Annotated in this window: 27 protein-coding genes; 9 read left to right on the top strand and 18 right to left on the bottom strand. The window is 70.6% G+C overall.

The annotated features are described in order from the left end of the window. Window positions 1-89: 89 nt before the first annotated feature. The 5 genes from ACFWV3_RS30925 to ACFWV3_RS30905 form a co-directional block, all read right to left on the bottom strand. Window positions 90-914, bottom strand: a complete 825-nt coding sequence (locus ACFWV3_RS30925; RefSeq protein ID WP_382416342.1) for a hypothetical protein — start codon at window positions 912-914, stop codon at window positions 90-92. A gap of 84 nt (window positions 915-998) precedes the next feature. Continuing rightward, on the bottom strand, window positions 999-1,565 hold the full coding sequence (locus ACFWV3_RS30920) for a hypothetical protein (protein WP_382416340.1): 567 nt from the start codon (window positions 1,563-1,565) through the stop codon (window positions 999-1,001). 126 nt (window positions 1,566-1,691) lie between these two features. Next, the gene (locus tag ACFWV3_RS30915) at window positions 1,692-2,204 is read right to left on the bottom strand and encodes a hypothetical protein (RefSeq protein WP_382416338.1); all 513 of its coding nucleotides are present in this window, start codon (window positions 2,202-2,204) and stop codon (window positions 1,692-1,694) included. Between the two features lie 52 nt (window positions 2,205-2,256). Further along, a complete protein-coding gene (locus tag ACFWV3_RS30910) occupies window positions 2,257-2,742 on the bottom strand; it encodes a hypothetical protein (RefSeq protein WP_382416336.1) in 486 nt (161 codons plus the stop codon). A gap of 50 nt (window positions 2,743-2,792) precedes the next feature. After that, complete coding sequence (locus ACFWV3_RS30905; RefSeq protein ID WP_382416334.1) at window positions 2,793-3,395, bottom strand: hypothetical protein; 603 nt, start codon at window positions 3,393-3,395, stop codon at window positions 2,793-2,795. Window positions 3,396-3,690: 295 nt separating this feature from the next. On the opposite strand from ACFWV3_RS30905, the gene ACFWV3_RS30900 reads away from it, so the two are divergent. From ACFWV3_RS30900 to ACFWV3_RS30870, 7 genes are all read left to right on the top strand, one after another. After that, complete coding sequence (locus tag ACFWV3_RS30900; RefSeq protein ID WP_382416332.1) at window positions 3,691-3,954, top strand: hypothetical protein; 264 nt, start codon at window positions 3,691-3,693, stop codon at window positions 3,952-3,954. A gap of 487 nt (window positions 3,955-4,441) precedes the next feature. Beyond that, complete coding sequence (locus tag ACFWV3_RS30895) at window positions 4,442-6,082, top strand: DNA repair helicase XPB (RefSeq protein ID WP_382416330.1); 1,641 nt, start codon at window positions 4,442-4,444, stop codon at window positions 6,080-6,082. Then, window positions 6,079-6,507: a hypothetical protein gene (locus tag ACFWV3_RS30890; RefSeq protein WP_382416328.1), complete on the top strand. Its 429-nt coding sequence runs from the start codon at window positions 6,079-6,081 to the stop codon at window positions 6,505-6,507. Before ACFWV3_RS30895 ends, ACFWV3_RS30890 begins: the two co-directional genes overlap by 4 nt. Window positions 6,508-6,573: 66 nt before the next feature. After that, window positions 6,574-7,254 (top strand): response regulator, encoded by a 681-nt coding sequence (locus tag ACFWV3_RS30885; protein WP_382416326.1) that lies wholly within the window; start codon window positions 6,574-6,576, stop codon window positions 7,252-7,254. Continuing rightward, entirely contained in the window at window positions 7,251-8,633 is a 1,383-nt protein-coding gene (locus tag ACFWV3_RS30880) for an ATP-binding protein (protein WP_382416324.1), read from the top strand. The genes ACFWV3_RS30885 and ACFWV3_RS30880 overlap by 4 nt, the downstream gene beginning before the upstream one ends. Window positions 8,634-8,713: 80 nt before the next feature. Beyond that, complete coding sequence (locus ACFWV3_RS30875) at window positions 8,714-9,145, top strand: GerMN domain-containing protein (protein ID WP_382416323.1); 432 nt, start codon at window positions 8,714-8,716, stop codon at window positions 9,143-9,145. 8 nt (window positions 9,146-9,153) lie between these two features. Next, window positions 9,154-10,080, top strand: a complete 927-nt coding sequence (locus ACFWV3_RS30870; protein WP_382416428.1) for an o-succinylbenzoate synthase — start codon at window positions 9,154-9,156, stop codon at window positions 10,078-10,080. Here the strand turns inward: ACFWV3_RS30870 and ACFWV3_RS30865 are convergent. The 9 genes from ACFWV3_RS30865 to ACFWV3_RS30825 form a co-directional block, all read right to left on the bottom strand. Next, window positions 10,070-10,546 (bottom strand): Uma2 family endonuclease, encoded by a 477-nt coding sequence (locus ACFWV3_RS30865; RefSeq protein WP_382416426.1) that lies wholly within the window; start codon window positions 10,544-10,546, stop codon window positions 10,070-10,072. The genes ACFWV3_RS30870 and ACFWV3_RS30865 overlap by 11 nt on opposite strands. A gap of 9 nt (window positions 10,547-10,555) precedes the next feature. Continuing rightward, window positions 10,556-11,644: a CapA family protein gene (locus ACFWV3_RS30860; RefSeq protein WP_382416321.1), complete on the bottom strand. Its 1,089-nt coding sequence runs from the start codon at window positions 11,642-11,644 to the stop codon at window positions 10,556-10,558. Window positions 11,645-11,670: 26 nt separating this feature from the next. Continuing rightward, entirely contained in the window at window positions 11,671-12,267 is a 597-nt protein-coding gene (locus ACFWV3_RS30855; RefSeq protein ID WP_382416319.1) for an SRPBCC family protein, read from the bottom strand. Beyond that, window positions 12,264-13,088: an FAD binding domain-containing protein gene (locus tag ACFWV3_RS30850; protein ID WP_382416317.1), complete on the bottom strand. Its 825-nt coding sequence runs from the start codon at window positions 13,086-13,088 to the stop codon at window positions 12,264-12,266. The genes ACFWV3_RS30855 and ACFWV3_RS30850 overlap by 4 nt, the downstream gene beginning before the upstream one ends. Further along, entirely contained in the window at window positions 13,085-15,511 is a 2,427-nt protein-coding gene (locus tag ACFWV3_RS30845) for a xanthine dehydrogenase family protein molybdopterin-binding subunit (RefSeq protein ID WP_382416316.1), read from the bottom strand. Before ACFWV3_RS30845 ends, ACFWV3_RS30850 begins: the two co-directional genes overlap by 4 nt. After that, complete coding sequence (locus ACFWV3_RS30840; RefSeq protein ID WP_382416314.1) at window positions 15,508-16,023, bottom strand: (2Fe-2S)-binding protein; 516 nt, start codon at window positions 16,021-16,023, stop codon at window positions 15,508-15,510. The genes ACFWV3_RS30845 and ACFWV3_RS30840 overlap by 4 nt, the downstream gene beginning before the upstream one ends. 77 nt (window positions 16,024-16,100) lie before the next feature. Further along, entirely contained in the window at window positions 16,101-17,192 is a 1,092-nt protein-coding gene (locus ACFWV3_RS30835) for an XdhC family protein (RefSeq protein WP_382416312.1), read from the bottom strand. Next, window positions 17,185-18,159: a VWA domain-containing protein gene (locus ACFWV3_RS30830; RefSeq protein ID WP_382416310.1), complete on the bottom strand. Its 975-nt coding sequence runs from the start codon at window positions 18,157-18,159 to the stop codon at window positions 17,185-17,187. Before ACFWV3_RS30830 ends, ACFWV3_RS30835 begins: the two co-directional genes overlap by 8 nt. Continuing rightward, the gene (locus ACFWV3_RS30825; protein ID WP_382416308.1) at window positions 18,156-18,986 is read right to left on the bottom strand and encodes an AAA family ATPase; all 831 of its coding nucleotides are present in this window, start codon (window positions 18,984-18,986) and stop codon (window positions 18,156-18,158) included. The genes ACFWV3_RS30830 and ACFWV3_RS30825 overlap by 4 nt, the downstream gene beginning before the upstream one ends. Before the next feature lie 29 nt (window positions 18,987-19,015). Between ACFWV3_RS30825 and ACFWV3_RS30820 the strand changes: the two genes are divergently transcribed. Then, window positions 19,016-19,399: a VOC family protein gene (locus tag ACFWV3_RS30820; RefSeq protein ID WP_382416306.1), complete on the top strand. Its 384-nt coding sequence runs from the start codon at window positions 19,016-19,018 to the stop codon at window positions 19,397-19,399. On the opposite strand, the gene ACFWV3_RS30815 is transcribed toward ACFWV3_RS30820, so the two are convergent. Next, window positions 19,396-20,256, bottom strand: coding sequence for a MerR family transcriptional regulator (locus ACFWV3_RS30815; protein ID WP_382416304.1), 861 nt, complete (start codon window positions 20,254-20,256; stop codon window positions 19,396-19,398). The two genes, ACFWV3_RS30820 and ACFWV3_RS30815, sit on opposite strands and share 4 nt — an antisense overlap. Window positions 20,257-20,378: 122 nt before the next feature. On the opposite strand from ACFWV3_RS30815, the gene ACFWV3_RS30810 reads away from it, so the two are divergent. Next, a complete protein-coding gene (locus tag ACFWV3_RS30810; RefSeq protein ID WP_382416302.1) occupies window positions 20,379-20,609 on the top strand; it encodes a PspC domain-containing protein in 231 nt (76 codons plus the stop codon). Here the strand turns inward: ACFWV3_RS30810 and ACFWV3_RS30805 are convergent, their stop codons facing one another. From ACFWV3_RS30805 to ACFWV3_RS30795, 3 genes are read right to left on the bottom strand one after another with little or no spacing between them, the layout of a single operon-like run. Beyond that, entirely contained in the window at window positions 20,610-21,977 is a 1,368-nt protein-coding gene (locus ACFWV3_RS30805; RefSeq protein ID WP_382416300.1) for a beta-N-acetylhexosaminidase, read from the bottom strand. It lies immediately after the preceding gene. Further along, a complete protein-coding gene (locus tag ACFWV3_RS30800) occupies window positions 21,974-22,807 on the bottom strand; it encodes a carbohydrate ABC transporter permease (protein WP_382416298.1) in 834 nt (277 codons plus the stop codon). The genes ACFWV3_RS30805 and ACFWV3_RS30800 overlap by 4 nt, the downstream gene beginning before the upstream one ends. Further along, complete coding sequence (locus ACFWV3_RS30795; RefSeq protein WP_382416297.1) at window positions 22,804-23,688, bottom strand: carbohydrate ABC transporter permease; 885 nt, start codon at window positions 23,686-23,688, stop codon at window positions 22,804-22,806. Before ACFWV3_RS30795 ends, ACFWV3_RS30800 begins: the two co-directional genes overlap by 4 nt. Window positions 23,689-23,690 lie beyond the last annotated feature (2 nt).

Below are 23,690 nucleotides of genomic sequence, written 5' to 3'. Positions count from 1 at the left end.
TGCCTCCGGGCACGAGAGGGTGGTGACGCTGTTGTTGGGGGCGGGCGGAGGTGGTGGACCGGCCGCTGCTCCCCCACTTCCTCGTCAGGTCACTTCCCGGCGAGCGCCGTCACGCAGTACGTGATGCCCGGCGCCGGCTCGGCGTAGGAGACCGCCGTGGCCTCACCGCACTCCGCCGTGGCCGCCTTGACGACCTTCTCGATCTTCAGGACCTTCTGGACGGCGAACTCGTTGCTGCCCTTCGAGCAGTCGACGACCTTCATGCCCTCCATGTTGATCTTGACGATCTCCTCCTCGTAGCACTTGCCCTCCTCGAGCTTCTCGACGAGGCAGAGCTTCAGCGACGAGGTGCGCCGGCCGCTCTCGGTGTACTCGGCGTAGTCGTCGCTCGGGCAGGCCTCCGAGGTGGAGTTCATGGCCTTGGCGATGAAGTAGTTCGCCTCGGGGGCGCCGCAGTCGACCTTCTTGTACTTCGGGCTGATCGTGGTGCCCGTGACGCTCGCGCAGTCGCCCGGCTTGGCCGACGGCTCCGTGAGGCCGCTCAGGCCACCGCTGAGCAGGGCGCGGACCAGGATGAACGCGCCCACGAGCACGACGACGCCGACGATCGCGCCGACGACCTTGCCGGCACCGCCCTTTTTGGGCGGCGGGGCGTAGGGCATCGGTCCACCGGGCGGCATCTGGCCGGGCGGAGGTCCGTAGGGGTTGGGCTGGCCCTGCTGGGCGTACGGGTCGCCCTGGTAGCCCTGCTGCGGCGGCGGGCCGTACTGGCCGGGTTGCTGCTGGGCGTACGGGTCGGGCTGGCCGTAGGGCTGCTGGCCGTAAGGCTGCGGCTGGCCGTAGGGCTGCTGCGGCTGCCCACCGGGAGGCGGTCCGTACGGCCCCGGCTGCTGGGGGTGGTTGGGGGTGGTCACTGGTTTCCTCTCCGATGGGTGGCGCGGAAGACGGCGAAACCGGAGCCGTGGGACACGACTCCGGTTTCGCGAGTTCGAGCCCCGTTACGCGGGTGCACCGGTGCAGTAGTTGAGCTTCACCTCGGGGTAGGTGAGCGCGAGCTCCCCCTCGGCGCACTGCGGCGCGGCGGCGTCCTTGGCGACCTTGGTCACCTTGAACGCGTCCGACCCCGTGCACTCGACGACCTTGACCCCCACACCGCCGGTGTTCTCGGCGTAGCACTTGCCCTCGGCCAGGAGCGGCGCCAGGCAGAGCTTCGTCTTGGGCCCACGACGCTGGGTCTGCGTGTACTCGTCGTAGTTGTCGCCGCACACCTCACCGGTGCCGCCGGCCTTGGCGACCGCGTAGTTCGCCTCGGCGGCGCCGCAGTCGACCTGCTTGTACTCCGGGCTGGTCGACGTGCCGGTGATGCTGGCGCAGTCACCGACCTTCGCCTGCGCGGCGTCGCTGGTGAAGTAGTTGAACGCGTAGACCGCGCCGCCGACCACGATCAGGCCGACGACGTAGGTCAGGATCCGCTTCAGGATGCTCGGCTTCTTCTGCTCCTGCTGCGGCTCCACGGGTGCGGGCTGCTGCGACGGAGCGGGCGAAGCGGACTCAGTGGTGCTCATGCGGTTCTCTCACTTCCGGAATTACCCCAGACGGCCCATGCCCCCCGACACAGCCGGAGCAGAGAGTGTCACGCGCGGCCGGAAACCGCTGGGGCTTTACGGAACCGTTACGGCCGCTTGGATCATCTACTGGGTCGCGGTGCAGTAGGTCAGCGTTACCCCGGGGTAGTCGAACCGCTCCTCGCCCGCCGCGCACGGCGGTCCCGGCACGTCCCTGCTCACCCTGGTGACCTTGAAGGCGTCCTGGCCGCAGTCGACGGTCTGCAGCTCCATCCGGTCGGAGCCGGCCAGGTAGCAGGCGCCCTCCGTCCACAGCGGAACGAGGCAGATCCGGACGTCCGGGTCCTGCGGCCGGGTGGTGGTCATGTCCGCGAAGGAGTCCTGGCAGGCCCGCGACTTCGCGACGGTGCCGGTGACGACGTAGTTCGCGCTGGCCGACCCGCAGTCGACGGCGTCGAAGTCCGGCTGGGACGCGTACCCGGTGACGTTCGCGCAGTCGCCCCGGTGCGGCGCCCGGATCGGCGTGAGGAACTCGGTCAGGCCGTAGATCGCGACGGCCGCGACGACGAGGGTGGCCGCGTAGGTCACGACCCGCTTCCGAAGACTGGTCCCGGACGCGGCGGGCTCGTCGATGATCACGCCGCAGAGGGTGCCATGTGGACGGACGCGGCCGCCGCCGTTCAGCCGAAGATCACTGCTTTTGCTGGTCGCCGCGCTGCAGGCAGAAGGTCACGGCGGGCTCGGGGAAGATCGCGGCCCGCGACTCGCCGCAGGCGGCACCGTTGGTCGAGCCGGTCAGCACCTTGGCGACCCGCACCGAGTCCTTGGTGGCGCAGTCGACCTTGGCGATGCCGGTCTCCCGGTTCTGGCCGTAACAGGAGCCCTGCACGAAGTTGGGCATGAGGCAGAACTTGGAGTCACCCGTGTACGTCGAGTAGTCCATGCCGCCGGACGGGCACCTGTCCTCGTTCCACTGCAGGATCTTGGCGATCTTGACGTTCGCCTGCTCCGACCCGCAGTCGACGGCCTGGTACTGCGGGTTGTCGAGCGCGCCGGAGATCCGCGCGCAGTCGCCGACCTCCGCCGTCCTCGCCGCGCCGCCGAGCTGGTTCAGGACGAACCCGCCGAGCAGGACGAGCGCGAGAACAGCGGCGATACCCAGGCCGACCTTCTTCATGGCCTGGGTATCGGCTTCAGAGGGGGCTCGACTCAACCGGGTTCACCCGATCAGGACCCTTCGTGCACGCCCATGCAGTACACGGAGGCCGGCTCGCTGAACCGCAGCTCGCTGGAGCCCTCGGGACACACCGTGCCCTCCTCCGGCAGCCCGTCGACCTTCTTGACGATCTTGACCGGCGACTCGGTGGTGCACGCCTCCTTCTTGAAGGCGCCGTCGTCACCCGCCGTGTAGCAGTTGCCCTCGGTGAGGTTCGGCATGAGGCACAGCGACTCGCCACCGGACTTGACCGGCTCGTAGATGCCCTCGTCGGGACACGGGTCGTCAGCGCTGTTGAGCACCTTGGCGACCCGGTGCGTGGCGGACGTGTCGCCACAGCTCTGCCCGGACACGCTCCAGTCGCCGTCGGGCTTGTCGACGTCCTTGGGCGACGCGCTGACGCAGTCGCCGACCTTGGTGCCGTTGAGCGCCGTGAGCGCCCAGACGCCACCGCCGACCAGCACGACCGCCAGCACGCCGACGATCACGAACTTCAGCCAGTTGTTCTTCTGGGGCGTCTCGTCGGTCCCGGCTTCCGCCGCGGCCACGCCGGCCGGGGTCTCGACCGACGTGTCGGCCGGGGTCTCGACGGGGTCAGTCGACTCGGTGCTCATGGGCGAGAACGTACGACACCTCGTGTGGGCTGGGTGTGTCGGCTCACAGTTGGTGTCGACAGTTGACGCAGGTTGAGGGGTTGGGTGGGGGGTTCGGGGTGGCGGGCGGGGTCGGGTGGGCCGGGGAGCGGCTCGGGGACGCGGGGTGGGGCTTGGGCTTGGGGTTCTGGGCGCTGGCCGGGTGAGCTCGGACGCGGCCTGGGACACCCGGTGCGGGTCGAGGTGAGCTGGAACGGGCTGGGGCCGTCAGGGATGGGCGGGTTGGCCGGTGGTGGGCGGGTGGACACGTCGCCGGTTGAAGCGTGGCCGCTGGTGGCCCGCCAGGCCGCTGCCCGCCAGGCTGGTCGTGGGCGCCGGGCTGGTCGTGGGCGGCGGGCTGGTCGTGGGCGGCGGGCTGGTCGTGGGCGGCGGGCTGGTCGTGGGCGGCGGGCTGGTCGTGGGCGGCGGCCTGGTCGTGGGCGGCGGGCAGGGGGCGCGGGACGGCGGGGCGGGTCATCGGTTGGCGGGAGGTCAGCTGACTCCAGCGCGCCTCCTGGTTCCAACGCTCCCCTCAGCTTGAGCGCGCCCCTCGCCCCAAGCGCACCCCTCGGTCCCAAGCGCACCCCTCGCCTCCGGCGCACCCCTCGGCCCAACGAGCCCCTCGTTTCCAGCGCACCCCTCGGTCCCCAGCGCACCCCTCGGTCCCCAGCGCACCCCTCGGTCCCCAGCGCACCCCTCGGTCCCCAGCGCACCCCTCGTTTCCAGCGCACCCCTCGGTACCGGCGCACCCCCTCGGTCCCAACGCGCGCCTCGGTACCGGCCCCCGGTCCCAACGTGCGCCTTGGACGATGTGCACTTTCTTTGCCCGAGCGCTCCCCTCGGCCCGAGCGCACCCCTCCACCCGATACATCTCCCTCGGCGTGAGCGCTCCCCTCCGACCCAGCGCACCCCAAGATCCCCGCCCCTCCTACCCACCCGCCTCACCCAGCGCACCCCGCCTCTCACCCACCGCGACCCCCGCCCCCGCGACCACCCCGCATTTGCCGCCGTCAGGGAGACTTGTCGGCGTGACCGATGGCCCCTTGATCGTCCAGTCGGACAAGACGCTGCTGCTCGAGGTCGACCACCCGCTCGCCGACGACGCGCGCACGTCCATCGCGCCGTTCGCCGAGCTGGAGCGGGCGCCGGAGCACGTGCACACGTACCGCGTCACGCCGTTGGCGTTGTGGAACGCGCGTGCGGCCGGGCACGACGCCGAGCAGGTGGTGGACGCATTGGTGCGGTTCAGCCGTTACCCGGTGCCGCAGCCGTTGCTGGTGGACGTGGTCGACACGATGAGCCGCTTCGGGCGGCTGGTGCTGACCAACAACCCCGCCCACGGGCTGGTCCTGCACAGCAACGACCGCGCGGTGCTCGAGGAGGTGATGCGCCACAAGAAGATCTCGCCGATGTTCGGGGCGCGCATCGACGACGACACCGTGATCGTGCACCCCAGCGAGCGCGGGCGGCTCAAGCAGCTGCTGCTCAAGGTCGGCTGGCCGGCCGAGGACGAGGCCGGGTACGTCGACGGGGAGGCGCACCCGATCGAGCTGGCCGAGGACGGGTGGAAGCTGCGCGACTACCAGCGGCTGGCGGCGCAGGCGTTCTGGGCTGGTGGGTCCGGCGTCGTCGTGCTGCCCTGCGGCGCGGGCAAGACTCTCGTCGGCGCGGCGGCGATGGCCGAGGCGCAGGCGACCACGTTGATCCTGGTCACCAACACCGTGGCGGGACGGCAGTGGAAGCGCGAGCTGATCGCGCGCACGTCGCTCACCGAGGAGGAGATCGGCGAGTACTCGGGCGAGCGCAAGGAGATCCGGCCGGTCACCATCGCGACCTACCAGGTGATCACCCGCAAGTCGAAGGGCGAGTACAAGCACCTGGAGCTGTTCGACTCGCGCGACTGGGGCCTGATCGTCTACGACGAGGTGCACCTGCTGCCCGCGCCGGTCTTCCGCATGACGGCGGACCTGCAGAGCCGCCGGCGCCTCGGGCTGACCGCGACGCTGGTGCGCGAGGACGGCCAGGAGGGCGACGTCTTCTCGTTGATCGGGCCGAAGCGGTACGACGTGCCGTGGCGCGACATCGAGGCGCAGGGCTGGATCGCGCCGGCCGAGTGCACCGAGGTCCGGGTGACGCTGACGGACAACGAGCGGCTCCAGTACGCGACGGCCGAGCCCGAGGAGCGCTACAAGCTCTGCTCGACCGCGCGGACCAAGATCCCGGTGGTTCGCCGGGTGCTGGAGCAGCATCCCGACGAGCCGGCGCTCGTGATCGGTGCTTACCTGGACCAGCTCGACGAGCTGGGCGAGGAGTTGGGGGCGCCGGTGATCAAGGGGTCGACGAAGAACAAGGAGCGCGAGGAGCTGTTCGACAAGTTCCGCAAGGGCGAACTCCGCACGCTCGTGGTGTCGAAGGTCGCGAACTTCTCCATCGACCTGCCCGAGGCGTCGGTGGCCGTGCAGGTGTCCGGCACGTTCGGGTCGCGACAGGAGGAGGCGCAGCGCCTCGGCCGGTTGCTGCGGCCCAAGGGCGACGGCCGGCAGGCGCACTTCTACTCGGTCGTCGCGCGCGACACGCTCGACACCGACTACGCCGCCCACCGGCAGCGCTTCCTGGCCGAGCAGGGCTACGCCTACAAGATCGTCGACGCGGACGACCTGGTCGGATGACCACCTGGTGGATGTGGAACCCGGCCGGAACAGCGCCCGTGCGGCGGTTCCGGTCGGAGGCCTCGCTCGCCCGGTCGGCGCCGGACACCCAGGTCGTCCGCTCGGACGACTTCACGTGCCCCGAGCAACGCCGCCGCGCCACCGCCGCGCGGTCCGACTTCCTGTCCGTGACGGGCGACCCGGTGCAGGTCGCGCTGGTCGAGCAACGCCTGTGGACGCTGCTCGTGGCCCTGCGCCGGGCCCAGCCGGTGCGCGACGCGCTGGCGACCGCGGCTCCCAGGGCGGGCCGGGCGGCACTGGTCGCCGAACCCTCGCGCGAGCTGGCGGAGCTCGACCGCAGCTTCGACCGGTTCGCGGCCGCGCTGCGGGTCCTCGTCACCGACCCGACGCCGGAGCAGCTGCGCCACACCGCGGCGCTGGACTGAGGCTCGTTACGCAACGATGACATTCCTTGGACGTCCTCATGAGACCCGTCCGGAAGGCTGGAGGTCATGCCGCGCGTACTGCTGATCGAGGACGACGAGGCGGTCCGCGAGGGCCTGTCGCTCGCCCTGACCTACCAGGGCCACACCGTGGACGCGGTGCGCACCGGCGAAGAGGGCCTGGAACTGCTGACGAGCGTCGCCCCGGACGTCGTGGTGCTCGACCTGATGCTGCCGGGCGTCGACGGCTTCGAGGTGTGCCGCCGCATCCGCGCGTCCGGTGACCTGCCGATCATCATGCTGACCGCGCGCAACGACGACATCGACGTGGTCGCGGGCCTGGAGGCGGGCGCGGACGACTACGTGGCCAAACCGGCCCAGGCCCGTGTGCTGGAGGCCCGCATCCGCGCGGTGCTGCGCCGGTCGACCGCCTCGATGGTCGAGGTCGCGGCCGAACGCCACGGCGACCTGACGCTCGACCGCGACGGCCTGGTGGTGACGCGGCTGGGCAAGCCGGTGTCGCTGGCGCCGACCGAGCTGCGGCTGCTGCTGGAGCTCTCGTCGTCGCCTGGCCGCGTGCTGTCGCGCCAGCAGCTGCTCCAGTCGGTCTGGGACCAGGGCTACCTCGGCGACTCGCGGCTGGTCGACGCGTGCGTGCAGCGGCTGCGCTCGAAGATCGAGGACGACCCGGCGGCGCCGCGGTACGTTCAGACCGTGCGCGGTTTCGGCTACCGCTTCGGGCCGCTGTGACGCTTCGCCTGCGGCTGCTGCTCGCGTTCGGGTTCCTGAGCATCATCACCGCCGTGGCGGTGGCCGGGGCGGGCTACGTCCGTGCGCGCGACGCCATCGTGCAACGCGCGCAGGACAACGCCGTCGTCGAGATCACGAGCCGCGTCGAGCAGCTCTACCCGCTGCCGGCCCGGCCCCTCGACCAGGCCACCCTGGAGCGCATCGCCGCCAGGGTCTCCGGCCGGGAGGGCACGGCGCTGGCCTACGGCAACGGCATCACCTCGGGCAGCATGGACCCGTCCGTGATCACCCCGGAGCTGCGGACCCTGGTGGCGTCGGGCCGGGTCGGCTGGCAGCGCGTGCCGTACGCGGACGGGGTGCGGCTCGTCATCGGCATGCAGCTGGGCGTGGCTCCTGGCGGTCAGCCGTCGGGGATCGAGGTGTACGCGCTGCGGTCGTTCACGTCCGAGACGGAGTTCGTTGGCGAGCTGGCCCAGAACGCGTGGCTGATCGGCGGCGCCGGCCTGCTCCTCGCCCTGGGGCTGGGTTTCCTGGCCGCACGGGGTGTGCTGCGTCCCGTGCGGGAGCTGAAGCTCGCGGCCTGGCAGCTCGGCCAAGGCGATCTCACCGCTCGTGTGCCGGTGCGGGGCCGTGACGAGCTGGCGTCCGTCGCGACGACGTTCAACAGCACGGCCTCGTCTCTGGAACACCACGTCGGTGAGCTGCGACGGATGGAAGCCGACGCACGGCGGTTCGTGGCAGACGTGTCGCACGAACTGAGAACCCCTCTCGCCGCGATGACAGCCGTGACCGACGTGCTGGACGCCGAGACCGGTTCGCTGCCGGGAGTGGCGGGCCAGGCGGCCCGGCTGGTGAACCGCGAGACCCAGAACCTGACACGGCTGGTGAACGACCTGATCGAGGTGACCCGCTTCGACTCGGGCACCGCGGCACTGGCGCTGGACGACGTGGACGTGGCCGAGGTGGTGCTCTCCAGCCTGCGGATGCGCGGGTTCTCAACCGGCGTGACGACGTCGCTGCCGTCCGGGGTGCGGGCGCGGCTCGACCCGCGGCGGCTGGACGTGATCGTGGCGAACCTGGTCGGCAACGCGCTGCGGCACGGGTCGCCGCCGGTGTCGGTCCGGCTGTCGGTGGACGGCGAGTTCCTGGTGATCGCGGTGGCCGACTCGGGGCCGGGGCTGTCCGCGGAGGTGCTGCCGCACGTGTTCGCGCGGTTCTACAAGGCCGACTCCGCGCGCGGGCGGTCGGAGGGAAGCGGGCTCGGGCTGGCGATCGCGTGGGAGAACGCGCGGCTGCACGGGGGCACGCTGACGGCGGCGAACGAGCCGGGCGGCGGTGCGCTGTTCACGTTGCGCCTGCCGCTGGAGGGCGAGCTGTGACGCCGAAAATTGTCGGTGCTACCTGGAAGAATGGAATCCGGGGGACCCCCTGGAGGGGACCCCTGCGCGAGCTCGGCCTCGTGGCGCTGGTGGTGCTCGTCGTCAGCGCGTGCGGCATCCGGCCGACCGACCCAATCCCCGGTCTCCAGGCGCCGAACGGTCCCATCGAGAACACCACGCCGTCGCTCTACTGGGCCGCCGGCAGCTCGGTGGTCCCGATCAGCCGGTCGCAGGAGAGCCTGAGCGGCTACGACGTCATCGCCCTGCTGGCCCAGGGCCCGGCCACCGGCGAGCAGGCGCGCGGCCTGGCCACCGAGGTGCCGCTGGACGCCGCGCCCGCCACGATCAGCCGCGTGGCCAGCGGGCTCGACGTGACCCTGTCCAGCGACGTGTCGCAGCTCAGCCCCGTGGCCGTCCAGCAGATCGTGTGCACGTTGCTCGGCATCCAGCCGGTCGGCACCGTGAACCTGCGCGGGGGCGGACATTCGCTGGAGTACCTGAAGTGCGCTTGAATCGGGACGTGCACGTCTACTCCATCCCGATGCGCGCCCGGTTTCGCGGCATCACCCGGCGCACCGGACTGCTCTTCGAGGGACCGGCCGGGTGGGGCGAGTTCTGCCCGTTCGAGGAGTACGACGACGACGAGGCCATGGCGTGGCTCGCGTGCGCGGTCGAGGCGGCGAACGAGGGCTGGCCGGCGCCGGTCCGTTCGCGGATCCCGGTCAACTGCACGGTGCCGGTCGTGGAGCCGGAGCGCGCCCACGAGATCGTCGCCCGGTCGGGCTGTTCCACGGCCAAGGTGAAGGTCGCCGAGTCCACGCTCGCCGAGGACTGCGCACGGCTCGAGGCGGTGCGCGACGCGGTGGGGCCGCACGGGTTCGTGCGGGTCGACGCGAACATGATGTGGGACGTCGACACCGCCGTTACGGCGATCAAGGCCATGGACAAGTCCGCCGGCGGACTCCAGTACGTCGAACAGCCGTGCCGGACGCTGGACGAGCTCGCCGCGGTGCGCAGGCGGGTCGACGTGCCGATCGCGGCCGACGAGTCGATCCGCAAGGCCTCGGACCCGCTGAAGGTCGCGGTGTCGGGAGCCGCGGACATCGCGGTGATCAAGGTGGCCCCACTCGGCGGGGTGCGCCGGGCGCTCGAGGTGGCCGAGGCGTGCGGGTTGCCGTGCGTGGTGTCGTCGGCTTTGGAGACCTCGGTCGGGATGGCGGCCGGGGTGGCGCTGGCGGCGGCGTTGCCGGAGCTCGACTACGCGTGCGGGCTGGCGACGCTGCAGTTGCTGGACGGGGACGTCACCGGTGACTCGCTGGTGCCGGTGGACGGGTATCTGCCGGTGTTGACGAAGGCTCCCGTGCCGGATCGGGTTGGGGAGTTCGAGAGCGGTGACCTGGGTTGGGTGGAGCGGTACGAGCGGGTGCTGGCCAAGCTCAGTCGGTGAGCCGGTCGACCTGGATCTTCAGCGGGAACGGCTCCACGGCCTCGTAGATCCTGGTTTCCGCGGGAGCCTCCTGGTAGCCGAACTCCCCCGCGAGACGCATGGCGGCCAGCGACACCGGCTTGTCGAGGTCGATCATCCAGTAGAACGGGATCCCCGCGTCGGCGTACTCGGCCCGCTTCGCACGGCGGTCGGTGTAGCGAGAGCCCGGTGACAGGACCTCGGCCACGAGGACGACCTCGGACGCCGTGACCAGACTGCTCCGGCGGCTGCGCCGGACGACGATCAGATCCGGGCGCCGGACAAAACCGGGCTGGCCCGGTGGCGCCAGCTCCAGGTTCACGTCCAGGGCGTGGATCACCTCCAGTTCGTCGGGGAGCTGCCCCGACAGCTGCACCACGAGGTTCATGGCCGCGACGTTGTGGGTGGCGAGAGGGTTGGGGCACGCCATCAGACGGCCTTCGAGCAGTTCGAGTGGTCACGGCCGCGCCCGAACCAACCCCTGCTGATTAGCTCCCAGGCTGAACACCACACCCTCGGTCCGAGTGATCGCCTCAGTCCGACGAGCCGTGACAGGCACCCGAGTCAGGTCCACCAACCGAATCGGCGGCCCCAACTCGACCAAAGTCGGCGTGTAGGAAGCCTCCACCACCGACCACCCAGCAGCGCCCTGCTCGAACTTGAACCGCGCGATCGCCCCCTCCTCCGTCACCCCGCGGGGCTCGGAGTGGCGCGCGACCTCGTTGCCCAGCCCGTAGACCACCCACTTGTCGCCGATCTTCTCGAACGGCTGCACCACGTGGACGTGCGTGCCGATGATCAGGTCCAGCGCCGGGTCGGCCAGCAGCTGGCGGGCCAGCGCCTTCTGGTCCGGGGTGGCCTCGTGCTGGTACTCGTTGCCCCACTGCACGGACAGCACGACCACCTCGGCGCCGGCGGCGCGAGCGGCGCGGGCGTCGGCGAGGATTTTCTCGGCGTTGATCTGGTTCGCGCGCCACGGTTGGGGTAGCGGGATGCCGTTGAAGCCGTAGGTGAAGGAGAGTTGGGCCACGCGTACGCCGCCCGCGTCCAGGATCAGCGGGGCGGCTGCCTCCTCGGGCGTGCGGAACGAGCCGGTGTGCTTCAGGCCGACGGCGTCCATCGCGTCGAGCGTCGACTGGATGGCCGAGACGCCTCGGTCCAGCGTGTGGTTGGAGGCGGTGGAGCAGGAGTCGTAGCCCACGTCGACCAGGCCCTTCGCCACCTCGGGCGGTGCCAGGAAGGCGGGGTAGCCGAAGAACGGGCCCTCCTTCGGGCCCAGCGGGACCTCCAGGTGGCACAGGGCCAGGTCGGACTTCAGGGTGTCGCGGACGCCCGACAGCAACGGCAGGTAGTCGCGGCCCGCGGCGCCGCCGTCGGCCACGGCCTGGTCGGTCAGGGCCGGGTGGATCAGGATGTCGCCGCCCGCGGTCAGCGTGAACGAGCGCGGTGGGGGCGGGCCCGACGACGTGGCGGGCACCGGGGTCGACGAGGTGACGACGGCCGGGGAGCCGGTGCACGCGGACAGCGCGAAGCCGGTGGCCAGCACGAGTGCCGGCCACCGGGCTGCACGCCTCAGCGCTGCCGCCGGCGTCGCAGGACCACGAACAGCACAACGGCCAGCGCCGCGCCCGCGACGGGGAGCGCGCGCTTCAGGACCGGTACGCCTGCGGTGTCGATCAGGTCGATCGGCTCGTCGGGAACGACTCGGAGATGCTGCTGTTGTGCCACCTCGTCAGGATCCCCGGATCCCAGCGTGCCCGCCAGGCATTCGGCGAACTGGGCGACGAGCTTGCCGCTGACCTCGGAGATCAGTCCCCGTCCCAACTGGGCGGGTCTGCCGGTGATCGCCAGGTCGGTCTCCACCTCCACGGTGTCGCCGACCTGGAACGTCACCGTGGCGGACGCCGTGCCGTTGCCGCGGGTGTCCTTGCCGGACGCCTTGAGCACCGCACGGCGCTGCACCGGGTCGACCTCCACGAACTCGCCGGTGCCCCGGTACAGCAACTGCACGGGGCCGAGCTTGACCTTCACCTCCCCGCCGAACGTCTTGCCCTCGACCGAGGTGAGCGTGGCGCCCGGCAGGCAGGGCGCCACCCGCTCCGGGTCGAGCAGCGCCTCCCACACCTCCTCGGCGGGGCCCGGTGAGACGAACGAGTGCGTCAACTTCATCCCGCTACCGCCGCCGTCACAGCGCGACCGGTGAGCACGCGGGCCAGGTTGTCCTTGTAGGTGTCGCCCGACGACGCCTGCCGGGCCGCGGCGGAGATCACGGAGGCCGACGCCTCCTGGCCCACCAGCGCGGCCTCGACGTCCACGGCGCGCACCGGCCCGGACCCCACGTTCGTGAGCCCGACCCTGGCCGCCACGATCGAACCGTCACGGACCTGCACGGCGGCCGCGACCGCGACGATCGACCACGCCTGCGCGACCCGGTTGAGCTTCTCGTAGTGCGCGCCCCAGCCCGTGTACTTCGGCACCCGCACGTCGACCAGGATCTCGTCGGGTCCGAGAGCCGTCGTGAAGTAGTCGACGAAGAACTCCGCCGCGGGCACCTCACGCCGTCCGCCGGGTCCGGCGATGATCATCGTCGCGTCCAGGGCCAGTGCGGGGGCGAGCAGGTCGCCCGCCGGGTCCGCGTGGGCGAGCGCGCCGCCGAACGTGCCGCGGTGCCGCACCTGCGGATCGGCCACCGTGTCCGTGACCAGCTTCAACAACAACGCGTGGTCGTGGATCAGGTGGTCGCGCTGCACCTCGTAATGCGTGGTCATGGCACCGATGAGCAACGAGTCGCCGTCGTCGCGCACGCCGGTCAGCTCGGTCAGGCCGCCGATGTCGATCAACGCCGTCGGCGCCGCCAGCCGCATGCGCAGCACCGGCACGAGCGACTGGCCGCCCGCGATGACCTTCGCGTCCTCGCCCTCCTCGGCGAGCATCCGCACGGCTTCGTCCACACTGGACGGGAACAGGTACTTGAACTCGGCCGGGATCACGACTGTCCTCCCTGCGCGTCGATCGAACCGAGCCCGCCCGCGGCCACGTCGCCGGAGCCCGGGTCGCCCCGGCCCTGCAGCGCGGTCCACACGCGTTCCGGCGACATCGGCATCTCGATGTCGCGGACACCCAGGTGCCGCACGGCGTCCAGCACGCTGTTCACCACGGCCGGCGTCGACGCGATCGTGCCCGCCTCGCCGACTCCCTTGGCACCCAACGGGTTGGACGTCGCCGGGGTCTCGGTGCGGTCGGTGATGAACGACGGCAGGTCGGCCGCGCACGGCACCAGGTAGTCCGCGAGCGTCGCCGACGTCAGGGTGCCCATCTCGTCGTGCGTGGCCTCCTCGTACAACGCCTGCGCGATGCCCTGCGCCAGCCCGCCGTGCACCTGGCCGTCGACGATCAACGGGTTCATGACGGTGCCGACGTCGTCCACCGCCACGTACCGGATGATCTTCACCATGCCGGTCTCGGTGTCGACTTCCGTTGCGCACAAATGGGTTCCGTGCGGGTACGAGAAGTTGTCCGGGTCGTAGGTGGCGTCGGCGTCCATGCCGGGCTCCATGCCCTCGGGCAGGTCGTGCGCCACGTGCGCGGCCAGCACGACGTCGCCCAACGTGCGGGCGGTCGACGTCCCGCGCACGGAGAACGACCCGGAAGCGAACTCCACGTCCGCCTCGTCGCACTCCATCATGTGCGCGGCCAGGGTCCTGGCCTTGGCGAGCACCTTGTCCGCCGCCTGCACCAGCGCGGTACCGCCCACGGCCAGCGACCGCGAGCCGTAGCTGTCCATGCCCTTGTGCGACGTGGCCGTGTCGCCGTGCAGCACCTCGACGTCCTCGAACGGCACGCCGAGCTTGTCCGCGACGATCTGCGACCACACCGTCTCGTGGCCCTGCCCGTGCGGCGACGTCCCGGTGATCACCTCGACCTTGCCGGTGGGCAGCATCCGGATCGACGCGGTCTCCCAGCCACCCGCGCCGTAGCGCAGGGCGCCCAGCACGCGGGACGGCGCGAGGCCGCACATCTCGGTGTACGTGGAGATCCCGATGCCCAGCTGGACCACGTCACCCGAGGAGCGACGCCGTTCCTGCTCCTCGCGCAACGACTCGTACTCGAACAGCTCCATCGCGCGCGCCGTCGCGGCCTCGTAGTTGCCGGAGTCGTAGGTCAGCCCCGCGACCGAGGTGAACGGGAACTCCTCGTGCTTGATCCAGTTCAGCTCGCGGACGGCCATCGGGTCCATGTCCAGCTCGACGGCGAGCTCGTCCATCATCCGCTCGATCGCGAACGTGGCCTCCGGCCGGCCGGCACCGCGGTAGGCGTCCGTCGGCACCTTGTTCGTGAACACGTTGGTGCACACGAAGCGGTAGGCCGCGAACTTGTAGATCGCGTTGAACATGAACGCGCCCAAGATCGGCACACCCGGCGTGACCAGGCGCAGGTACGCGCCCATGTCGGCGAGCAGCTCGACCTTGAGCCCGGTGACGGTGCCGTCGCGGCGGGCCGCCAGCGTGATCTTCTGGACCTGGTCGCGGCCGTGGTGCGCGGACAGCATCGACTCGGTGCGCGTCTCCGTCCACTTCACCGGACGGCCCATCCGCCGCGCCACCAGCAGGCACAGCAGCTCCTCCGGCGTGACCTGGAGCTTGCCGCCGAAACCGCCGCCGACGTCCGGCGCGATCACGCGGAGCTTGCTCTCGGAGATGCCGGTGACCGCCGACAGCATCCAGCGCAGGATGTGCGGGATCTGCGTGGCGGACCAGACGGTGTACATGCCGGCGGTCGAGTCCACGACGACCGACCGGGGTTCCATGAACGCCGGGATCAGCCGCTGCTGCCGGAACGTCCGCTCGATCACGACCTCGGCGGCGGAGATCTCGTCCTCGACGTTCGTGCCGCTGCCTGCCTCGGCGGAGTCGAAGATCCACGTCGCGCACTTGTTCGTGCCCAGGTCCTCGTGCACGAGGTCGTTGTCCTGCAACGCTTCTTCCATGTCGAGCACGACGGGCAGCTCGTCGTAGTCGACGTCGATCTCGGAGAGCGCGTCCGCGGCGTGGTACGCGCTGTCGGCGATCACCAGCGCCACGGCCTCACCGGCGAAGTTGACCCGGTCGACGGCCAGCGCGGGCGCGGCGGGGGCCTTCATGTCCTCGGTGATCGGCCACGCGCACGGCAGCGAGCCCTGCTCGGCGGCGAAGTCCTCGCCCGTGAGCACCACGGCGACACCGGGCATCGCGGTCGCCCTGCTGACGTCGATGTTCGTGATGCGGGCGTGAGCCACGGGACTGCGCAGCACCGCCATGTGCAGCATGCCGGTGAGCTGCAGGTTGTCGGTCCACCGGGTCTGGCCCGTGATCAGCCGCGCGTCCTCCTTGCGGCGCCGGGGCTTGCCGATCTCCGGTTCTGCCGTGGCGGTCATTCGCCACCTACCGCGTGCGGCGTGCGCTGCTCGATCTCGGGGCCCGCGCCGGGCTTCATGCTCTGCGCGGCGTCCTGGACGGCGCGGACGATGTTCTGGTAGCCGGTGCAGCGGCAGAGGTTGCCCTCGAGCCCCTTCCGCACGGTCTCGTCGTCCGGATCGGGTTCGTCGGCCAGCAGGTCGATCGCCTGCATGATCATGCCGGGGGTGCAGAACCCGCACTGCAACGCGTGGTTCTGCCGGAACGCCTGCTGCACCGGGTGCAGCTTGCCGTCGCGGGCGAGGCCTTCGATCGTCGTGATGTCGTGCCCGTTCGCCTGGACCGCGAACATCGAGCACGACTTCACGCTGTGGCCGTCCAAGTGCACCGTGCAGGCACCGCAGTTTCCGGTGTCACAGCCGACGACGGTGCCGGTCTTGCCCAGGCGTTCGCGCAGGTAGTGCACGAGGAGCAGCCGGGGTTCGACCTCGTCGGCGTGCGTCACTCCGTCGACGTTGACCGAGATGTGCATGAACCCTCCCAGTGGTGGGTGATCATGTGACGAGGGCCACTCCAGCTTGCTCTCTGTTTGCCGGTTCAACAACCCGATCAGCGGTGAATGGGCATTTCGACCTCCGTCAACCGCCGCCCGGTTCCCTTCCACCGCAAGGAAATGATCTCCGCCGCAATCGCAACTGCGGTCTCCTCCGGCGTGCGTCCACCGAGATCGAGGCCGATCGGCGACGACAACGCCGCAAGTTCGGATTCGGTCAACCCGACCTCCCGCAACCGCTGCAACCGATCCTCGTGCGTGCGGCGCGAGCCCATCGCTCCGATGTAGCCGACCTTCAGTCGCAACGCGACTTCCAGCAACGGCACGTCGAACTTCGGGTCGTGCGTCAGAACGGCGATGACCGTGCGTTCGTCGAGCTTGGACGCTTCGCCTTCGAGGTACTTGTGCGGCCAGGCCACGACGACCTCGTCCGCCTCCGGGAAACGCGAGCGCGTCGCGAACACGGGCCGTGCGTCGCACACGGTCACGCGGTAGCCGAGGAACGCGCCGAGCCGGGCCATCGCCGCGGCGAAGTCGATCGCGCCGAACACGAGCATCCGCGGCGGCGGCTCGAACGAGTTCACGAACACGCTCATGCCCTCACCACGCCGCTGACCGTCCGGCCCGTACTGCAAAACGCCGCTGCGACCCGACGCCAGCATCCCGCGCGCGTCGTCCGTGACGGCGTCGTCGATCCGGGACGACCCCAGGCTGCCGTCCCGCCGGTCCGGCCAGACGACCATGCGCCGGCCGATGCCGTCCGGGTGCTCGATCACGGTCGCGACCGCCACCGGCGCCTCGGCGCGCACGCTCTCGACGACCTCGGCGAGCTGCGGGAACGACTCGGCGTTGATCTTCTCGACGAAGATGTCGATGATCCCGCCGCAGGTCAGCCCGACCGCGAACGCGTCGTCGTCGCTCACCCCGTACCGCTGCAGCACGGGCTCGGCGGTCTCCTGCGCGAGGTCGTAGACGGCACCCTCGACGCACCCGCCGGACACGCTGCCGACCGCCTCGCCGTCCTGCGTCACGAGCATCGCCGCACCTGCGGGCCGGGGTGCCGAGCTGAAGGTCGCGACGACCGTCCCGACGCCCACGGTCTCCCCGTTCGCCACCCGTTCGGCGAGGTCGAACAGGACATCACGCATTGCGCATCTCCTTCAACAGTTCCTCCAACGCGTGCACGCTGTGGCCCGCGACCATCCTGTCGACGTGCGGGAGCACAGCCACCACGCCGCGTTGCACCGGCTCGTATCCAGGTTTACCCGCGTGCGGGTTCGCCCAGATGATCTTGTGGCTCACCCGCCGCAACCGCGCCATCTCGGTCGCCAGCAACGTCGGGTCGCCGCGTTCCCAGCCATCGCTGAACAGGACGACCACGGCTCCCCGCTGCCGCCACTGCTGGTTGAACCGCCGCAGCGCGTCACCGAGCCGGGTGCCGCCCTCGTAGTCGGGGATGGCCCGCCCGGCCGCGCGCAGGGCCCGCTCGGGGTCGCGTTCGCGCAGCTGACGGGTCACGCGGGTGAGCCGGGTGCCGATCGTGCGGACCTCGATGGGCATGGCGTGCGCGATCACGTGCGCGAACCGCAGCAGTGCGTCGGAGTAGGCGGCCATCGAGCCGGACACGTCGATCAGCAGCACGAGCCGACGGGCCTTCTCGCCCCGACGGCGGTGTCTCGGCAGGGCGATCTCACCGCCGGTCTCGATCATGGCTCGCACCGTGCGGCCGAGGTCCATCCGGCCCCTGCGGGCCTTGCGCAGCCTGCGCGAACGCCGGCGCGGCGGGAGCGGTCTCAGCCGGGCGATCAGCGGTGCGGCGGCGAACTCGGAGATGTCCTTGTGCTTCAGCCTTTCCACATCGGACGCGGCGACGCCGACCGTCATCGAGTCCAGCTCGAACGTCGTGCGTGGACGGGGTGGCGTGCCGCCGAAGTACGCGCGGTAGACGGCGTCGTAGCGCGGCAGGTCGTCCGGGTCGGCGCACAGCGTGAGGCGCCCCGCCCAGTACAGGTCGACGTGTTCGGTCGCCCGCAGGAACGCCTGGACGCGGTCGGGTCCGCACTGGAGCCCGGCACCCCGCAGGACGCTCGTGAACCCGACGCAGGCCTCCGTCATCCCACGATTGTGCTCCCGATCACGCGATCCGCGTCCTCCCGGTATTTCAGGACGGCGCCGAGCGTGGTCGCGTCGGGTTCGGTGCGGCCGAGCGCCTGCAACGCGCGGGCCCAGTCCAGCGACTCCGCGACGCCGGGCGGTTTCAGCAGGTCGAGGCCTCGCATCCGGTGCACGGCCTCGGCGACCTTGAAGGCCAGCCGTTCGTCGAGGCCGGGCAGGGTGCGGCGCAGGATCGCGACCTCGCGGTCGAGCGAGGGGTGCTCCAGCCAGTGGTAGAGGCAGCGGCGCTTCAACGCGTCGTGCACCTCGCGGGTCCGGTTCGAGGTCAGCACGGTCAACGGCGGCGTGGTCGCCCTGATCTCGCCGAACTCGGGGATGCTGACCGCGTTCTCGGAGAGCACCTCCAGCAGGAACGCCTCGAACTCGTCGTCCGCCCGGTCGATCTCGTCGACGAGCAGCACGCACGGCGCGTTCTCCAGCGCCTGCAGCAACGGCCTGGCCAGCAGGAACCGTCGCGTGTAGAGGGAGGCTTCGTCCACTTCGCCCCGCGTCTCCAGCACGCGCAGGTGCATGAGCTGCCGCGGATAGTCCCAGTCGTACAACGCCTGCGTGGCGTCGATGCCCTCGTGGCACTGGAGCCGGATCAACGGCACGTCCATCGCCTTGGCCAGCGCCAGCGCGAGCGACGTCTTGCCGGTGCCGGGTTCGCCTTCGAGGAACAGCGGCCGCCCCATCCGGACCGCCAGGAACGCCGCCGTGGCGACGCCGCCGTCCGGCAGGTACCCGGCGCCGTCGAGCCCTGACGCGAGCTCCTCGGGGGACTCCATGAGGATCAGCGTACGACTAACGTGAGGGGATGGCGTCGGTGAAGAAGGTCCAGGTCACGTTCGACTGCGCGGAACCCGTGCGCGTCGCGGAGTTCTGGAGCCAGGTGCTCGGCTACGACGCGCCGCCGGAGAGCGACGGGTCGTGGTCCGCGTGCGCCGACCCGACGGGTGAGGGCCCGCGGTTCTACTTCCAGCGCGTTCCCGAGGGCAAGGTCGTGAAGAACCGGGTGCACGTCTGCGTGCGGGCCGGCACCGGGCTCGTGGGAGCCGAGCGGCTGGCCGCGTTGCAGGCCGAACGCGCGCGGCTGGAGCCGTTGGGCGCGACGCTCGTGCGCGTGATGGAGGCCGACGAGGAGAACGAGTCGTGCATCGTCATGCAGGACGTCGAGGGCAACGAGTTCTGCCTGGACTAGGCGCTGTCCCGGACGGACAGCTCCAGGGCCAGTTCCATGCAGCGCAGACGGGCCGGGGAGAAGTCGTAGGGCATCTTGCCGACCGCTTCGAACGCGCTCATGGAGCCGGGCTCCCGCTCCACGGGCCCGAGGTCGTCCGCGGGAGCGGGGTGCAGGGCGTCCCAGGCGTCGAAGAGGGCGTCGTCGGCCTCGTTCTGGCCGGACTCCTCCAGGAACGTCTGCAGGGCGCTTTCGAAGGCGTGCCGCTCGGCCGCCACCAGGGCCACCCGCGGGTCGTCGACGGCAACGCCGTCGTCGAGGGCTTCCTCGGCGGCGTCGACGCGGTCGGACTCCGCCCGCAGAACGGGGTTCGTGGCCAGTGCGACGAAGCGGCCGGCCTGGACGGCCGCGCCGAGCGGGCCGAAGATCCGTTCGGTGACCAGCAGGGTGTCGAGGTCCGCCGCCCGCAGCGAGCCCTCCGGGAGGCCCTTGAGGCGGTCGGCGACGAAGTCGGAGAGCAGGCCCATCCGGCTGCCTTCCGCGCGCATCCGCTGCACGGCGGTCCGTTGCCGCCGCAGCTCCTCCTCCTGCGCGGCGAGAGAACCCTCCAACCGTTCCAGGACGCCCGCGATGTCGCCGCCGCCGGTGAAGGCGTCGCGGACGTCGTCCAGGGCGATCCCCGCGTCGGCCGTCCTGCGGACCCACAGCAGGCGGATCATGTCCTCGTACCCGTAGCGGCGGCGGCCGTCACCACCGCGTTCCGGCTCGGGGAGCAGGCCGATCTCGTGGTAGTGGCGGATCGCCCGCGGCGTGCAGCCGGCGAAGGCAGCGGCGTCACCGATCTTGACCTGGCGCGGTGGCGTGAAAGACGAAGGCACGGGGTCCACTGGACCACATGCCGCTGCGGAAGGTGCAACCCCTGAGGTCCCCACCCCGGTTCAGGGTCCGGTTCGGGGTGGTCACCGATGTGCGGGGCCGCGAGAACGACGACTCTTGAGCCATGACGAACAACGTGCTCAACGAAGCCACCGACCAGGTCAAGAAGCTCCGTCGCAGTCGCAGCGACAAGATGCTCGCCGGTGTCTGCGGCGGCGTCGCCAAGATGATCGGGGTCGACGCCGCGATCCTGCGGATCATCCTCGTGGCGGCGACGCTGCTCGGGTTCGGCACCGGTGCCGTCCTCTACGCCGCCGCCTGGATCCTCATGCCCGAGGAAGAGCCGGCGATGTGATCACCTTGGAAACCCGGGAACACCAGGTAGCCGCTGCCACGGGTGGGGTCCGGTGAGGGGCCGGTACTCCACCCCCAGCGCGTCGAGCCGCGGCAGGTGGTGCTCCTGGAGTCGCTGCAGGAACGCAGGATCCTTCTCCGCCGGGGACCACACGACCTCGGCGAACGCGGCCAGCCTCGGGAACGCCGCGTAGTCCACCCGCCGGGCCGAGTCGAGGTGCTCGGTCCAGATGTTCGCCTGGGCGCCCAGCACCCGTCCTGGCTCGTGTCCCGTGAGCCCGGCAGGCACCGGCTCCCACGCGTAGACGTCCTCCAGCGTGGTGATCGTCCCCACCGGGATCGGTTCGTCCGGCGAGTCCGACTGCCGGTAGTCCAGGTACACGAACTCCTCCGGGCACATCACCACGTCGAGCCCGTCGCGCAACGCCGTGACGCCGCCCTCGACACCGCGCCACGACGCGATGACCGTGCTCGCGGGCAACGGTCCCGACTCCAGGACCTCGTCCCAGCCGTACGGCCGCCTTCCGTTGCGCACCAGGTGTTCCGCGATCGCGCGCACCAGTTCGCCGTCGTGACCTGGAGCCTCGTCGCCGCCGAGACCGATGACCTCGGACGGGAAGACGTCCATCAGCTCGTCGAACACGTTCCGGTAGAAGTCCGCTGTGGACGCCTCGGTGTTGAGCACGCGTTCGTTGACGCCCCAGTCGGTCCAGACGCCGCCGCCGTGCAGGCCGAGCTCCGGGTACGCCGCGATCGCCGCCTGCGAGTGGCCGGGGATGTCGATCTCCGGGACCACCGCGATGTGCCGCGCCCGTGCGTACTCGACGATCTCGCGCAGGTCGTCCTGCGTGTAGAAACCGCCGTGCGGCCGCCCTTTCAGGCCGCCGGAGCGCCGGTCGCCGAACCGCGAGTCCTCCCGCCACGACCCGACCTCGGTGAGCTTCGGGTACCGGTCGACCTCGAAGCGCCAGCCCTGGTCGTCGGTGAGGTGCAGGTGCAGGACGTTGAGCTTGTGCGCGGACAGCAGCTCGACCCAGCGCAGCACCTCCCGCTTGGGCAGGAAGTGCCGTGCCACGTCCAGCATCACGCCGCGCCACGGGAACCGCGGGTGGTCGACGACCTCGCAGGCGGGGATGACCGACGGCTTCGCACCGGCCGTCCGGAACGCCTGCGCGCCCAGCAGCTGCCGCAACGTCTGCAACGCGTTCATCTCGCCCGCCGCGTCGTGCGCCTCGATCAGCACGCCGTCGTCGGACGAGACCAACCGGTAGCCGCCGGGCGGACCGTCGACGAGGACCGTCTCCCAGCCCCGGTACTCGCAGAGCCTCCCACCGTCCACGTAGGACACCGGGCGTGGCAGCAGGTTCATCCCTTCACCGCCCCCGCCAGGCCGGACACGAGCCGGCGCTGCACGAGCACGAAGAAGATCAGCACGGGGATGGTCATCAGGGTGGAGCCCGCCATGATCGCGCCCCAATCGTTCTGGTCGGGTTTGACGAACACCTGGAGCGCCAGCGGCAGGGTCTGGTTCTCCACGGCCGAGATGATGAACGTCTTGGCGAACAGGAAGTCGTTCCAGGCGTGGATGAACGACAGCACGCTCGTCGCCACCAGGCCCGGCGCGACGAGCGGGAACAGCACCTGCCAGAGGAACCGGAACCGCGAGGCGCCGTCGAGCGTGGCGGCCTCCTCCAGCTCCACCGGCACCGCGGCCACGAACCCGCGCAGCATCCAGATCGCGAACGGCAGGCTGAACGCCAGGTGCACCAGCACGAGCGAGCCGAGGTGGTTCAGGCCGAACACCGGCACCGAGTCGCCCACGGACCGCATCAGGAAGAACAGCGGCACGGTCAACGCCTCGACCGGCACCATCTGCACGACCAGCAGCATGATCAGCAACGTCGTGCGGCTGCGGAACCGGAACCGGGTCAGCGCGGTCGCCGCGAGGAATGAGATCAGGATGCTCAGCGCGACCACGATCAGCGCCACGATGATGCTGTTCATGAAGTAGCGCCCGAAGTTCGCGACGGTCAGCGCCCGCGTGAAGCTGTCGAGCGTCGGCCGCGTCGTCCACGGCACCGGGTCGGCCGAGATGATCTCGTCCTCCGGCTTGAACGCCGACAGCACCATCCAGAACAGCGGGAACGCCACGACCGCGGCGACGACGAGGACGAAGCCCTCGGTGACCCAGCGCCTCACAGGACCTCCCCCGACCGCCGCAGCGCGCGGAGGTAGAACATCGTGATCACGAGCAGCAGCACGGTCATCACGACACCGATGGCCGCGCCCAGGCCGTACTCGGACGCCGCGAACGCCTGCTGGTAGGCGTAGACGTTGAGCACGAGGTTGCGCCCGGCGATGCCGCCGCCGTTGGTCATCACGTAGATCTGCGTGAAGACCTTGAAGTCCCAGATGATCGACTGGATCGTCACCACGAGGATGATCGGCCGCAGCAACGGCAGCGTGACGCTCCAGGCCGTACGGAACGCCGACGCGCCGTCCAGCGCCGCGGCCTCCAGCACCTCGCCGGGGATCGCCTTGATGCCCGCGTAGAGCGTCACCATGACGAACGGGAACGAGCACCAGATCACCTGCGCGGCGACGAGCCCGAAGGCCGTCCACTTGTCGAACGTCCAGGAGAAGCCCTGGATGCCCAGGACCTCGTTGACGAACCCGAAGTTCGCGTCGAACAGGAACAGCCAGATCGTCGAGCCGGCGACGGCGGGCGTGGACCACGCGCCGAGCGCCGCCAGGAACAACGTCATGCGCACCCACGTGCGCACGCGGGTGGCCAGGATCGCGAGGAACGCGCCCACCAGCAACGTGCCGACCACGCAGACCGCCGCGAACGCGACGGTCTGCCCGAGCACACCCCAGAACTGCTGGTCCCCCAACAGCTTCTGGTAGTTCCCGAGACCCAGGAACGTCAGCGGAGCGCCGCCGCTGACCTGTTCCTGGCCGTAGTCGTAGAGCGAGATGAGCACCAGCTGGTAGATCGGGTAGGCCAGCAGGCCCGCGAGCACCAGCAGCGCTGGGGTCAGGTAGGCGAACGCGGTCCGCCCCTGGCCTTTGGACGTCACGC

The organism is Lentzea sp. NPDC059081 (assembly GCF_042738015.1).
GTDB lineage: Bacteria > Actinomycetota > Actinomycetes > Mycobacteriales > Pseudonocardiaceae > Lentzea.
Note: the sequence above shows the minus strand (reverse complement) of the source record. Positions and strands in the feature narration are given on the sequence as shown.